Source organism: Enterobacter sp. SENG-6, assembly GCF_001605945.1.
Taxonomy (GTDB): domain Bacteria; phylum Pseudomonadota; class Gammaproteobacteria; order Enterobacterales; family Enterobacteriaceae; genus Enterobacter; species Enterobacter cloacae.
This window is the reverse complement of the sequence record NZ_LOMM01000003.1, coordinates 138,253-152,136: the sequence shown is the minus strand read 5'-3', so window position 1 is coordinate 152,136 and position 13,884 is coordinate 138,253. Positions and strand designations below refer to the sequence as shown.

Below are 13,884 nucleotides of genomic sequence, written 5' to 3'. Positions count from 1 at the left end.
CGCCTCGTTACATCAAGCGTTGATAGAGATCGCGGTATGACTGCGCCGCAACGTGCCAGCTAAAGTCCATGGACATCGCCTGACGTTGAACGTAACGCCACAGCGACGGACGGGACCACAAGACGAAAGCACGCCGAATCGCCCGAAGCAGCGACCAGGCATTACTGTCCTCAAAGACAAACCCGCTGGCGATACCGTCCGCCAGGTTTTCCAGTGAGCTGTCAGATACCGTATCCGCCAGCCCGCCCGTGCGTCGCACCAGCGGCAGGGTGCCGTACTTCAGGCCGTAGAGCTGCGTCAGGCCGCAAGGTTCGAAACGGCTCGGCACCAGAATGACGTCCGCGCCGCCCATGATCCGGTGCGAGAACGCTTCGTGATAGCCAATCTGCACGCCCACCTGCCCCGGGTGTTCCGCCGCTGCCGCCAGGAAGCCTTCCTGCAATACCGGGTCGCCCGCGCCGAGCAGCGCCAGCTGTCCGCCCTGCTCCAGCAGTCCCGGCAGGGCCTCCAGCACCAGGTCCAGCCCTTTCTGGCTGGTCAGACGGCTCACCACCGCAAACAGTGGCACTTTGTCGTTGACCTTCAGCCCCATCGCAATTTGTAACTGGCGTTTGTTTTCCGCTTTGTCTTCCACGGAATCACGGCCATAGCGGGCCGCGAGCAGCAGGTCGGTCTCCGGGTTCCAGATCTGTTCATCGACACCGTTAAGGATCCCCGACAAACGCCCTTCACGATGGCGCTGACGGAGCAACCCTTCCAGGCCGTAGCCGAACTCCGGCTGCGTAATTTCACGGGCGTAGGTCGGGCTCACGGCCGTGATGTGGTCGGCATAGTAAAGCCCGGCCTTCAGGAACGAGATCTGCCCGTTAAACTCCAGCCCGTGCATGTTATAGAACGACCATGGCAGATCGATGTCATTCATGTGATGGGCGTAGTACATGCCCTGATACGCCAGGTTATGCACCGTAAAGACCGATTTCGCCGGATGGCCGCGCGCCGCCAGATATGCCGGAGCGAGCCCCGCGTGCCAGTCGTGTGCGTGCACAATGTCCGGGCGCCAGAACGGATCCAGCCCTACCGCCATTTCAGCCCCAACCCAGCCGAGCAGCGCAAAACGCAGCACGTTGTCGGTATAGGCAAACAGGTTCGTATCGTGATACGGGCTACCTGGTCGGTCATATAAGTGCGGCGCGTCAATCAGGTAGATGCCCACGCCATTGTAATGTCCATACAGCAGGGTAATGCGTCCGGCGAAGGTGTCACGGCGCGTCACCACCTTTGCATCGGGAATGCCGCGCCGGATATCCGGGAAGGCAGGCAGCAGGACTCGGGTATCGACTCCGCCGGCGATCTGCGCCGCGGGTAATGCACCAAGAACATCCGCCAGGCCGCCCGTTTTTAACAACGGGAACATCTCAGAACATACGTGTAAAACCTGCATCATCGCTCCTGTTTGATCTGCAGCTTCCGCAACATTTCCCGTGTGACTAACACGATCCCCTCTTCAGAACGGTAGAAGCGACGTGCATCTTCTTCCGCGTTTTCACCAATCACCATTCCTTCAGGAATGACGCAGGCACGGTCGATCACGCAGCGACGCAGACGACACGAACGCCCGACCCAGACATCCGGCAGCAGCACCGCCGAATCGATATTACAGAATGAGTTTATACGCACGCGCGGGAACAGCACCGACTGCACCACCACCGAGCCGGAGATAATGCACCCGCCAGAGACCAGCGAGTTCAGCGTCATGCCGTGGCTGCCGGAGCGGTCCTGAACGAATTTCGCTGGCGGCAGGGATTCCATATGGGTACGGATCGGCCAGTTCTGGTCGTACATATCCAGCTCAGGCGTGACGGAGGCCAGATCGAGGTTGGCTTTCCAGTACGCTTCCAGGGTTCCCACATCGCGCCAGTAAGGTTCCGCATTCGGATCTGACTGCACGCAGGACAGCGGGAAAGGATGTGCATAGGCCATGCCAGCTTTGGTAATTTTCGGAATGATGTCTTTACCGAAGTCGTGGCTGGAGTGTTCGTCTTTGTCGTCTTCTTCCAGCAGCTCATAAAGGTAATCTGCATCAAAGACATAGATCCCCATGCTGGCGAGCGATTTGGTGTCATCTCCCGGCATGGTTGGTGGGTTGGCCGGTTTTTCAACGAAGTCGATAATTTTATCGTCCGCGTCCACGTGCATCACGCCAAACGCCGTCGCCTCGGCAACGGGCACCGGCAGACACGCCACGGTGCAGCGCGCCCCTTTCTCGACGTGGTCGATGAGCATGTGGGAGTAGTCTTGCTTGTAGATGTGATCCCCGGCGAGGATCACGATGTACTCCGCGTTGTAGCGGCGAATGATATCGAGGTTCTGGGTCACCGCATCAGCGGTGCCGCGGTACCAGTTTTCACCGTGAACACGCTGCTGGGCAGGCAGGAGATCGACAAACTCATTCATCTCTTCGCTGAAGAATGACCAGCCGCGCTGAATATGCTGCACCAGGGTGTGCGACTGATACTGCGTAATGACGCCAATGCGGCGAATACCTGAGTTCAGGCAGTTGGACAGTGCAAAATCGATAATTCGGAACTTACCACCAAAGTGAACAGCCGGCTTGGCGCGCTTGATGGTCAAATCTTTAAGACGGGTTCCGCGCCCGCCAGCGAGGATCAGGGCAACCGTTTTTAAGGGTAGCTGGCGTGCCAACATTAAGGGATCGTTCTTCTCTAATCTAACCATGACTAACTCCTTTTTTATCATCTTGGAATACGCACACTCCGTGCGCAGGCCCGTGCCAGACAGCCATTACTACCGGATTATCCGCTCCGGCAAAGGGGGGAACGGCGCGCCATTCCCCGTCAGGTAAAACAATCTCAGCGACGTCATCCGTCGCGTTCAGCGTAACCAGCCAGCGATCCGAAAGCAGGATCTGCAGGCGCGGTACGCCGTGTTGCCACTCTTGCGCGCTTAACGGTTGCGCGTCTTTATTTAGCCAGCGAACGTTGCCGTCGCCCTCCTCCCACCAGCGGTTGGCGGTGAGCGCGGGGATCTGCTGACGAAGGTGGATCAGCGCCGCGGTAAAGTGGATCAGGCCGCTGTTCGCTTCTCCCCAGTCGAGCCAGGTTAAGGTGTTGTCCTGGCAATAGGCGTTGTTGTTACCGTGCTGGCTGTGGCCATGTTCATCCCCTGCCAGCAGCATCGGCGTGCCCTGCGACAACAAAAGCGTCGTCAGCAGCGCATGCACGCTGGCGCGTCGCCGCTCAATAACATCCAGACTTCCGCCTAACCCTTCTATACCATGATTAAAGCTATGGTTATTGTTAGTGCCATCGCGATTCTCCTCGCCATTTGCCTCATTGTGTTTCTGATTGAAACAAACGCAGTCCCGGAGCGTAAAACCGTCATGCGCGGTCACCAGGTTGACGGTAGCAGACGGTCGTTTGCCATCACGTTTAAACAGATCGCTGGAAGCGGCAAAGCGTCCGGCGAACTCCCCCAACGACAGGCTTCTCTCCAGCCAGAAGCGGCGTACGGCATCGCGATAGTGGTCGTTCCATTCGGCAAACAGCGGCGGGAAGTTCCCCACCTGGTAGCCGCCTTCACCAATGTCCCACGGCTCGGCAATCAGCTTCACCCGCGAGAGCACCGGGCAGTTTTTGATCGCCTCAAACAGCGGCGCCTGCTGGCTGAACCCCGGCGTGCGGCCCATCACCGGCGCCAGGTCAAAACGAAAACCGTCGACGTGGAACGTTTCCACCCAATATTTCAGGCATTCATACGCAAAATGCGTCACCGCCGGATGGCTGAGGTTGAGCGTGTTACCGCAACCGGTCCAGTTGTGGTAATCACCATCCTCTCTGATCCAATAATAGCTACGGTTATCAATTCCGCGCATGGAGAGCGTCGGACCGTCGAGATCGCTTTCCGCGCTGTGGTTCAGCACCACGTCCAGAATCACTTCGATACCGGCCGCATGAAGCGCTTTCACCGCATCACGAAACTCGTCCCGCGCCTTTTCCGGGTGGACGGCGTAGCGGGGGTCGAGCGCAAACATCGCCAGCGGGTTGTAGCCCCAGTAGTTGCTCAGCCCCAGTCGCTGCAGGCGAGGCTCGCTGGCGAAATGGGCGATGGGCAACAACTCCAGCGCGGTGATCCCGAGATGTTTCAGATAGGCGATCATGGTCGGATGGCCGAGCGCCTTATAGGTGCCGCGCATCTCTTTGGGGATAGACGGATGGAGATAGGTCAGCCCTTTTACATGGGTCTCGTAAATCACGGTGTTGCCCCACGGCGTGCCCGGCGGGGCATCGTCTTCCCAGTCGTAGCGATCGCCCACCACCACGCTTTTTGGGGCGACGTGGGCGCTGTCGCGGTGGTCTGGTTCCCCGTAGCCGACGTGGAAAATCGGGTCGTCTTTAAACTCGCCTTCCACGCGGTGGGCGCAGGGGTCAATCAGCAGCTTTGCCGGGTTAAACCAGTGCCCCTGAGCAGGCGCCCAGGGACCGTGAACGCGAAAACCGTAATGCATCCCTGGCCGCCCACCGGCCAGGTAACCGTGCCAGGTATCCCCGGTGCGCGCCGGTAAATCGTAACGATGTTCGTTACCTTCCCCGTCAAACACACAGAGTTCGACCCGCTCCGCGTGAGCAGAAAAGAGGGTGAAATTCACACCCTTTCCGTCAAAGCTCGCCCCGAGCGGTTCGGGTTTACCTGCCGTAAGCTGCGTCATTCGCCCTCCCGCACCAGCCAGATGGTACCGAGCGGTGGCAGCGTCAGGCTCAGGGAGTTGGGGCGCCCGTGGCTTTCGATGGCATCGCTCTGGACCAGTCCGCCGTTACCGGCGTTACTGCCGTGGTAATGCATGGAATCGGTGTTGAGGATTTCGCGCCATTTACCGGCCTGATTAATGCCAAAGCGGTAATGATGACGTGGAACCGGCGTAAAGTTGCTGGCAACGATAATCTCGTTGCCCGCTTTATCCCGGCGCACAAAGACAAATACCGAGCGCTCATGGTCGTCCACCACCAGCCACTCAAAACCGTACGGATCGAAGTCCAGCTCGTGCAGTGCTTTATGGTGGCGGTAGGTCAGGTTCAGATCGCGGACCAGCCGCTGCACGCCGTGGTGCCAGTTGTCAGCGCCCTCCAGCAGATGCCAGTCGAGGCTGGTATCGTGGTTCCACTCGCGCCCCTGGGCGAACTCGTTGCCCATAAACAGCAGTTTTTTGCCCGGGAAGGCGAACATCCAGCCGTAGTAGGCGCGCAGGTTGGCAAACTTCTGCCACGCGTCGCCCGGCATGCGGTCGAGAATGGATTTTTTACCGTGCACCACTTCATCGTGCGACAGCGGCAGCATGAAGTTTTCGGTGTAGTTGTAGAGCAGCCCGAAGGTAAGCTTATCGTGATGATACTGACGATAAACCGGGTCGAGCTTCATGTAGTCGAGCGTGTCGTGCATCCAGCCCAGGTTCCACTTGTACCAGAAGCCCAGGCCACCCATTGACGGCGGACGGGAAACGCCCGGGAAGTCGGTGGACTCTTCCGCCATCGTCACCGCGCCCTCGACCTGCTCGCCAATAATGCGGTTGGTGTTGCGCAGAAACTCAATCGCTTCCAGGTTCTCGCGACCGCCATACTCGTTCGGGATCCACTCGCCCTCTTTGCGGCTATAGTCGCGATAGATCATCGACGCCACCGCATCCACGCGCAGGGCATCAATGCCGAAACGCTCGATCCAGTAAAGCGCGTTCCCGACCAGGTAGTTCGCGACTTCACGGCGACCGTAGTTGTAGATCAGCGTATTCCAGTCCTGGTGATAGCCTTCGCGCGGGTCGCTGTGCTCGTACAGTTTTGTGCCGTCGAACTCGGCCAGCGCAAAATCATCCGACGGGAAGTGGCCCGGCACCCAGTCAAGAATGACGTTCAGCCCGGCGGCGTGTGCGGCATCAACGAAATAGCGGAAGTCGTCGCGCGTGCCAAAGCGGCGAGTCGGTGCGTATAACCCGGTGGGCTGATAGCCCCAGCTTCCGTCGAACGGGTGCTCGTTAACCGGCAGCAGCTCCAGATGGGTAAAGCCCATCCATTTGGCGTACGGTACCAGCTGGTCAGCCAGCTCACGATAGCTCAGCCAGAAATTGTCATCGGTGTGGCGACGCCAGGAGCCGAGATGCACCTCATAAACGGAGATTGGCGCGTCGAAGCGGTTAGCCTGCTTGCGCTCTTCCGTCTGGACCACCTTCTCCGGCAGGCCGCAAATAAGCGAGGCAGTATTCGGGCGCAGCTCCGCTTCAAAGGCGTACGGGTCAGCCTTAATGCGCAGCTTGCCGTTGGCATCGATCATCTCAAATTTATAGAGCTGACCGTTATGCGCGCCGGGGATGAACAGCTCCCAGATGCCGGTTTCCCGACGCAGGCGCATGGGGTGACGACGACCGTCCCAGTAGTTGAACTGCCCGACGACGGAGACGCGCTGGGCGTTTGGCGCCCACACGGCAAACCGCGTGCCGGTAATACCATCCATGGTATCCGCATGGGCACCCAGCGTTTCATAAGGCCGCAGATGGGTACCTTCGGACAGCAGCCAGGCATCCATCTCTTTTAAGAGCGGGCCAAAGCTATAGGGATCGTCAATCAGGTTTTGCTGACCGTGCCAGATGACGGCAAGCTGATAACGAAAGGGGTTTTTACGACGGGGCATGACGCCCGAGAAGAAGCCACGTGAGTCGAGGCATTCCAGATTACCCACCTTGCGGCCGGTTTTGGGTTCGATGACCCACACTTCTGTGGCATCCGGTAACAGCGCGCGAACTTCCAGCCCGGCCTCTGTACGGTGCATCCCTAGCACAGAAAAGGGGTCGGCAAAATGACCCGCAATAAGCGCATTAATCACGTCTCTCGAAATACGATCGGACATGGTATTCATCCTGTTTTTTTATGTCGCCCTTTTTATTCGCTCCGGGACGACTTTTAATGTGACCTAAACGGTGCAGCTCATCCTCTCTGCTCCGCCCTACCCTCAGGTGAGAAATAAATCTTCCTTAAAGCATAGCCAACGACGAGGTTCCTCCTGATAAAAAATAAGACATCTGCGTTTTACTCCATGTAGTACGCAAAAAAAGGGGGTGAAAATCACCCCCGGTAGTTAACAAATTATTACGCCAGCTGGCGCAGCATGCGGCGCAGCGGCTCTGCGGCACCCCACAGGAGCTGGTCACCCACGGTGAACGCGGAGAGGTACTCTGGCCCCATGTTCAGCTTACGCAGACGGCCAACCGGCGTGGTCAGCGTGCCGGTAACGGCCGCAGGCGTCAGTTCGCGCATGGTGATATCGCGATCGTTTGGCACCACTTTCGCCCACGGGTTGTGTGCGGCGAGCAGCTCTTCCACGGTCGGAATAGACACATCTTTTTTCAGTTTAATGGTGAAGGCCTGGCTGTGGCAGCGCAGCGCGCCGATACGCACGCACAGACCGTCAACCGGAATGGTGTTCGCGGTAGCGAGGATTTTGTTGGTCTCCGCCTGACCCTTCCACTCTTCACGGGTCTGGCCGTTATCCAGCTGTTTGTCGATCCACGGGATCAGGCCACCGGCCAGCGGTACGCCAAAGTTATCGACCGGCAGTTCGCCGCTGCGGGTCAGCTCGGTGACTTTACGCTCGATATCGAGGATCGCGGACGCCGGATTTGCCAGCTCGGTCGCAACGCTCTGGTGCAGCTGGCCCATCTGGGTCAGCAGTTCACGCATGTGACGCGCACCGCCGCCGGATGCGGCCTGGTAGGTCGCCACGGAGACCCACTCCACCAGGTCCTGCGCGAACAGGCCACCGAGGGACATCAGCATCAGGCTGACGGTGCAGTTACCGCCGACAAAGGTTTTCACGCCGTTGTTCAGGCCGTCGGTGATCACGCCCTGGTTCACCGGGTCGAGGATGATGATGGCATCGTCTTTCATACGCAGCGAAGAGGCCGCGTCAATCCAGTAGCCCTGCCAGCCGCTTTCACGCAGCTTTGGATAGATTTCGTTGGTATAATCGCCGCCCTGGCAGGTCACAATAATGTCGAGTGCCTTCAGCGCTTCCAGATCGTAAGCATCCTGCAACGTCCCTGTGGTACCACCAAAGGACGGTGCAGCCTGGCCGAGCTGGGAAGTGGAGAAGAAGACCGGGCGGATAGCGTCGAAATCGCGCTCTTCAACCATGCGTTGCATGAGTACAGAGCCGACCATACCGCGCCAGCCGATAAAACCAACGTTTTTCATAGCATTTGTTTCCTGCAGAGGGTGTGTGCTGTTTGTGCAAGCCAGTATTGAACTGGGATATGCTTCACATTACAAAATGCTGCCAAAGTCGCAAGCGAAATTAATCGATGATTGCCCGGCAATCAGAAAAAGAGCTAATCATCCTAATAACCATAGAGAAATTCAGGGCTAATTTACATGAGTGAAATCATTTCTGCGGCGGTTTTATTGATCCTGATAATGGATCCACTGGGAAACCTGCCGATTTTCATGTCGGTGCTGAAGCACACCGAACCCAAGCGCCGCCGGGCGATCATGATCCGCGAGCTGCTCATCGCCCTGCTGGTGATGTTTATCTTCCTGTTTGCTGGCGAAAAAATTCTCGCTTTCCTGAATCTGCGTGCCGAAACGGTCTCCATTTCCGGCGGAATTATTCTGTTCCTGATTGCCATTAAGATGATTTTCCCGAGCGCGGAAGGCAGCAGCAGCGGCCTGCCTGCGGGTGAAGAGCCGTTTATCGTACCGCTGGCGATCCCGCTGGTCGCCGGGCCGACCATTCTGGCCACATTGATGCTACTGTCGCATCAGTATCCCAACCAGATGAGCCATCTGGTGATTGCTTTGCTGATTGCCTGGGGCGGAACGTTCATCATTCTGCTGCAGTCGTCGCTATTCCTGCGCCTGCTGGGCGAAAAAGGGGTCAATGCGCTGGAACGTTTGATGGGGCTGATTCTGGTGATGATGGCGACGCAGATGTTCCTGGACGGGATACGTGCGTGGATGAAGGGATAGCAAGGTAAATGCAAAACGGCAATCTTAGATTGCCGTTTTTAGTGGTTGCTCCCTCTCCCCGTGGGAGAGGGCCGGGGTGAGGGCAACAGGCCGCACTCCTCAAAAATAATATTTCGTTTTGCGAGCCGCCTTCCAGAGCCTCTCTTGCCACCCGATCTTCAAAGCAGTATCTTCTTGCCGCGCCTGCAAAATCAGGTGTCAGGGTTGGTCCTCTGTTATCCTCATCCGTGATAAAATTTCTTTATCGCGTAGTCAGTTACACCTTAATGGTGGGCTGGACGGTGGCGCCGCAAGGCGCGCCGGTAGCTGATGAGGCCGGTAGGACCAACTCCGTTCAGTCCGCCACCAGTGAGGTTGGTCCCTCCTGTGGCGGTCCATTTTACGCATCAGAGGCGGTCTTATGACTACTACCCTTAGCTTTTCTCACTCCTTATTCACCACACCGTTCGATCACACCACCGACTTCACCGAGCAGGCAGACAACTGCGCGCGGTTTGTCGACGTGCTGGTTGAATGTGACGATCCAACCCAGAAGATGGCGCTGTGTGGACGGCTTTCCGCCTGCCTCGCCCTGCTCCAGCCGACGCTGCTTGAACCTGTGCCAGAATATTTAAAAGCCAGCCTGACGGTGGATGACCTGCCGTTGGACGTGCCGGTATTCGAACCGGAAGTTGATCAGTTAGGGCGATATTGCCAGCTGTTAACGCAAATGCTGTTAGCGCATTCGCTGTCAGAAAGCGATGAGAGAGTGGCGGGAGATCTGCTGCAGGAGTTGGTGCGATTTTACAGCGATACGCTAAAAGCGCCGCGCTGGCTGCGCACAACGGAAGGCACAGTGCTGCTGTAAAAAAGCCGGGTGGCGCTTGCGCTTACCCGGCCTACGGGAACTGAGTTTTTTGTAGGTCGGGTAAGGCGAAGCCGCCACCCGACAAAATAAGATCTCTGCGGCCTGATGCCCTCACCCCAACCCTCTCCCACAGGGAGAGGGAGAAAACCAGTTAGCTCAGCAGCGTAAACGCAATCATCCCGACAATCGCACCCGTAGTGCCGAGGATAGTTTCCATCAGCGTCCAGGTTTTCAGGGTTTGCGCTTCGGTTGCACCGGTAAATTTACCGAACAGCCAAAAGCCCGCATCGTTCACATGCGACACCACAATCGAACCACCTGCGATACAGATAGACAGCGCCGCCATCTGCGCACCGGAGTAGTTCAGCTGTTCAATCACCGGCATCACCAGGCCAACAGCCGTTAAACAGGCAACGGTCGCGGAGCCCTGAATAATACGCACCGCCGCCGCCAGCACAAAGCAGGTGACCGCGATGGGCAGTCCCATTCCGGTCAGCGCTTCACCCAGCGCCGGACCGACGCCTGAATCCACCAGCACCTGCTTGAACACGCCACCCGCACCGATCACCAGCAGGATAATGCCCGCTGGCTGCAGCGCAGCACCGCAGATTTCCATCACGCGGTCTTTCGGCATCCCCTGACGCATCGCCAGGCCATAAATCGCCACCAGACACGCCACCAGAATTGCCGTGAACGGGTGACCGATAAATTCGAACCATTCGTACGCGGTAGATCCCACCGGTACAAAGCGCGCGGCAATGGTTTTCAGACCCACCAGCACCAGCGGCAGCAGGATCAGAGACAGGCTGAAGCCGAAGGACGGCATTTTACCTTCGCCCAGGTGCGGCTCGGTAATATCATCAGGAATATGCAGCTCAACGTAGCGGCTGATGAAATTGCCCCACAGCGGACCGGCGATAATCATTCCCGGGATTGCCGCGCACAGGCCAATCAGGATCATCCAGCCAAAGTCGGCGTGCATCTGGGAAGCCAGCAGCATCGGCGCAGGCCCCGGCAGCAGAAACGCCGCGGCTGCCGCCACACCCGCAAACAGCGGAATAACCAGCTTCACAAGGTTAGTACCGGTATGGCGCGCCATGGAGAACGCCACGCTAATCAGCAGCACCACGGCCACTTCAAAGAACAACGGCAGCGCGCAGATCAGACCGGCCAGGCCAATCGCATAGTGTGCACGACTGTGACCAAACGATTTCAGCATCTTGACGGCAATCTGGTCGACCGCGCCTGTCTCATGCAGGATCTTGCCAAACATCGCGCCCAGCGCAACCACAATAGCCAGGAAGCCCAGTGTGCCCCCCATCCCTTTTTCCATCGTCGCAGCGATCTTATCGAGCGGCATACCGGAAAAGAGACCTGCACCAATAGAAACCACCATCAAAGCAACAAAAGCATGCATACGCGCTTTCATCACTAAAAACAGCAGCAGCAATACCGAACCCACTGCTGTCAAAACTAGCGTTAATGTACTCAAAACTTACTGCCTTTTATTAATGACCTCGATGGTGCTGGCAACAACACCCTCCAGTGACTGATCGATATCAACCACTAAGACATCTTTTTCATCTTCACCTGGCTCCTGCAGCGCTTCGAACTGTGTGACCAGCATCTGGGTTTTGAAGAAGTGGCCTTTGCGCGCCTTGAGACGGCTTTCGATGACGTCGAAATCGCCTTTCAGGTAGATGAAAGAGAGGTTCGGGTTGCCGTCACGAAGCAGATCGCGGTAGGTTTTTTTCAGCGCAGAGCAGACGATCAGGGAAACTTTATTGGTGCGCTGCATGGCAAATGCGGCATCGTTCAGCGCCTGTAACCATGGTTTACGGTCGTCGTCGTTCAGCGGCTCGCCGGAGGCCATCTTCATGATGTTGCTGCGCGGATGGAGGAAGTCGCCATCAAGAAACGCCGCATTAAGTTGATGCGCCACTTCGCTTGCCACGGCAGATTTACCGCTACCGGAAACGCCCATCAGGACGTAAACGTGGTGATCATGATTAGTCGTGCTCAAAGGGTGTCCCTCAGTCAATTGTTACGGGTAACAGTTATCGGTAACATTGTCCTGCCGGGGCAAAAGAGAAGCAATATCCAAACGTGCGCGATGTGAATAAGTGTGAGCTACTTCAAATTTGTCGGATTAAATAGATCCACCCGGTGACAAGGTGAAACCTAAATCTAACATTTTTGGCGTAACCGCTTCACCGCGAATGCGCGCCAGCAGGCGTTCTGCGCCAATGCGACCCATGCGTTCACGCGGTGTCAGGACGCTCGCCAGACGCGGCTCCATCACCTGGCCGATGTCATGGCCGTGGAAACCGGCTATCGCCATATCATCGGGGATCTGCAGCCCCAGGCGCTGGCATTCGAACGCTGCACCGACCGCAAGGTCATCGTTGGTACAGAAAATACCGTCCAGTTGTGGATACTCGCGCCGTGCCTGCCGCATCAGCTCAATACCCGACGTATAGGAAGAGGACTGCTCCACCATCACGCTGTACGGGGTTAAATTTGCGTCAAGCATCGCCTGCTCGTATCCCTTCTGTTTGATGATAGTACGTTCATCAAGACGCGCACCCAGGTAGGCGATATGACGATGACCGCGCGCGATGATCGCCGCCGTCATCTGCCGCGCCGCTTCGAAGTTGTCAAAACCCACGGCAATATCAAGGCACGGCGACTGGCTGTCCATCAGTTCCACCACCGGTATCCCGGCCACTTCGATCATCTTCAGCGTACGGGGGGTGTGAGTACGTTCAGTTAAAATCAGGCCATCGATGTTCCAGGAAAGCATCGATTCAAGACGTTCTTCTTCCAGTTCCGGTTTGTAGCCGTAGTGTGCCAGCATGGTTTGGTAACCAAACGCATCCGTGACGCTTTCAATACCGCGCAACACTTCGGCAAAGACCTGGTTAGTTAAAGAAGGCAGGAGGACGCCCACCGCACGACTGGTGGCATTGGAGAGAATATCGGGTGCGCGGTTAGGGATATAACCCAGTTCATCGAGAGCAGCGGCAATCTTGCCACGCAACGCTACGGAAACCTGTTCCGGGTTACGTAAAAAACGGCTGACCGTCATTTTGGTCACACCAACACGATCGGCGACATCCTGAAGTACGGGGCGTTTCTTTTTCATCGTCCTGAGAAATCTTGAAGAGAGAGATTTGCTCAGTTTATCACGGACAAAGCCCATCCTTCCCCTGTCAAAGGGAAGGATGGGCATTTATTTATGATTTATTACACCGGTGGCAGATCAAACAGCAGAATTTCACTTTCGCTGTCGGCATGCACGGAGAGCGCTTGCTCATCCCAGATGGCCAGACCATCTGCCGTTGTCGCTTTGGTGCCGTTGATGGACACTTCACCTTTCACCACCTGGATCCAGACGCGGCGGTTCGCGGCGATCTGGTGTACAGACTGTTCGTCTTTCGCCAGCGCCCAGCGGTACAGTTCCATATCCTGATGCACTTTCAGCGAACCTTCACGCGCATCCGGGGAGAGCACCAGCTGTTTGCCCTGTTTGGCGTCGAAGCGGCGCTGCTCGTAGCGCGGCGTGATGCCGGTTTCTTCTGGAATGATCCAGATTTGATACAGGTGCAGTTTTTCCGTTTTGCTCGGGTTGTACTCCGAGTGACGAACACCGGTACCCGCACTCATGATCTGGAACTCGCCCGCCGGAACCTGCTCTTTGTTGCCCATGCTGTCCTGGTGCTCAACCGCCCCTTCCAGCACATAGGTCAGGATTTCCATGTCTTTATGCGGGTGGGTACCGAAGCCCTGGCCTGCATCAATCACGTCATCGTTGATCACGCGCAGTGCAGAGAAGCCCATGAAGTTCGGGTCGTAGTAGTCGGCAAACGAGAATGAATGCCATGAGTCCAGCCAGCCATGATTCGCGTGACCACGTTCGTTTGCTTTGCGTAAGTAGATCATTGTTTTCACCCTCAGTTCGTTTCGATGAAGTAAGTGTGGACGCAAACCGCCTGGGATCATAGAGGGTGAAAA

Annotated in this window: 11 protein-coding genes; 2 read left to right on the top strand and 9 right to left on the bottom strand. The window is 56.9% G+C overall.

Translation table 11 applies throughout. The features are described 5' to 3' along the window. Positions 1 to 7: 7 nt before the first annotated feature. From glgA to asd, 5 genes are all read right to left on the bottom strand, one after another. The gene (glgA, locus tag AX755_RS02320; RefSeq protein ID WP_013099109.1) at positions 8 to 1,441 is read right to left on the bottom strand and encodes a glycogen synthase GlgA; all 1,434 of its coding nucleotides are present in this window, start codon (positions 1,439 to 1,441) and stop codon (positions 8 to 10) included. After that, positions 1,441 to 2,736 (bottom strand): glucose-1-phosphate adenylyltransferase, encoded by a 1,296-nt coding sequence (gene glgC / locus AX755_RS02315; protein WP_013099110.1) that lies wholly within the window; start codon positions 2,734 to 2,736, stop codon positions 1,441 to 1,443. Before glgC ends, glgA begins: the two co-directional genes overlap by 1 nt. Continuing rightward, positions 2,729 to 4,726, bottom strand: coding sequence for a glycogen debranching protein GlgX (gene glgX / locus AX755_RS02310; RefSeq protein WP_062856214.1), 1,998 nt, complete (start codon positions 4,724 to 4,726; stop codon positions 2,729 to 2,731). The genes glgC and glgX overlap by 8 nt, the downstream gene beginning before the upstream one ends. Further along, positions 4,723 to 6,909, bottom strand: coding sequence for a 1,4-alpha-glucan branching enzyme (gene glgB, locus AX755_RS02305; protein ID WP_023621440.1), 2,187 nt, complete (start codon positions 6,907 to 6,909; stop codon positions 4,723 to 4,725). The genes glgX and glgB overlap by 4 nt, the downstream gene beginning before the upstream one ends. Positions 6,910 to 7,148: 239 nt before the next feature. Beyond that, positions 7,149 to 8,252: an aspartate-semialdehyde dehydrogenase gene (gene asd / locus AX755_RS02300; protein WP_029883894.1), complete on the bottom strand. Its 1,104-nt coding sequence runs from the start codon at positions 8,250 to 8,252 to the stop codon at positions 7,149 to 7,151. Between the two features lie 177 nt (positions 8,253 to 8,429). On the opposite strand from asd, the gene yhgN reads away from it, so the two are divergent. Together yhgN and AX755_RS02285 are read left to right on the top strand one after the other, a co-directional pair. Continuing rightward, on the top strand, positions 8,430 to 9,023 hold the full coding sequence (gene yhgN / locus AX755_RS02290; RefSeq protein WP_003861574.1) for an NAAT family transporter YhgN: 594 nt from the start codon (positions 8,430 to 8,432) through the stop codon (positions 9,021 to 9,023). A gap of 400 nt (positions 9,024 to 9,423) precedes the next feature. Next, on the top strand, positions 9,424 to 9,870 hold the full coding sequence (locus tag AX755_RS02285) for a hypothetical protein (protein WP_062856213.1): 447 nt from the start codon (positions 9,424 to 9,426) through the stop codon (positions 9,868 to 9,870). A gap of 151 nt (positions 9,871 to 10,021) precedes the next feature. Here AX755_RS02285 and gntU read toward each other — a convergent pair whose 3' ends face one another. From gntU to AX755_RS02265, 4 genes are all read right to left on the bottom strand, one after another. Continuing rightward, positions 10,022 to 11,362 carry a gluconate transporter gene (gntU, locus tag AX755_RS02280; RefSeq protein WP_014833577.1) on the bottom strand — a complete coding sequence of 447 codons (1,341 nt, stop codon included), beginning with the start codon at positions 11,360 to 11,362 and terminating at the stop codon, positions 10,022 to 10,024. Positions 11,363 to 11,365: 3 nt separating this feature from the next. Continuing rightward, on the bottom strand, positions 11,366 to 11,893 hold the full coding sequence (gene gntK / locus AX755_RS02275; protein WP_038420757.1) for a gluconokinase: 528 nt from the start codon (positions 11,891 to 11,893) through the stop codon (positions 11,366 to 11,368). 126 nt (positions 11,894 to 12,019) lie between these two features. Further along, positions 12,020 to 13,015, bottom strand: a complete 996-nt coding sequence (gene gntR, locus AX755_RS02270) for a gluconate operon transcriptional repressor GntR (protein ID WP_062856218.1) — start codon at positions 13,013 to 13,015, stop codon at positions 12,020 to 12,022. Positions 13,016 to 13,116: 101 nt separating this feature from the next. After that, positions 13,117 to 13,812 (bottom strand): pirin family protein, encoded by a 696-nt coding sequence (locus tag AX755_RS02265; RefSeq protein ID WP_000639796.1) that lies wholly within the window; start codon positions 13,810 to 13,812, stop codon positions 13,117 to 13,119. Positions 13,813 to 13,884: the final 72 nt, after the last annotated feature.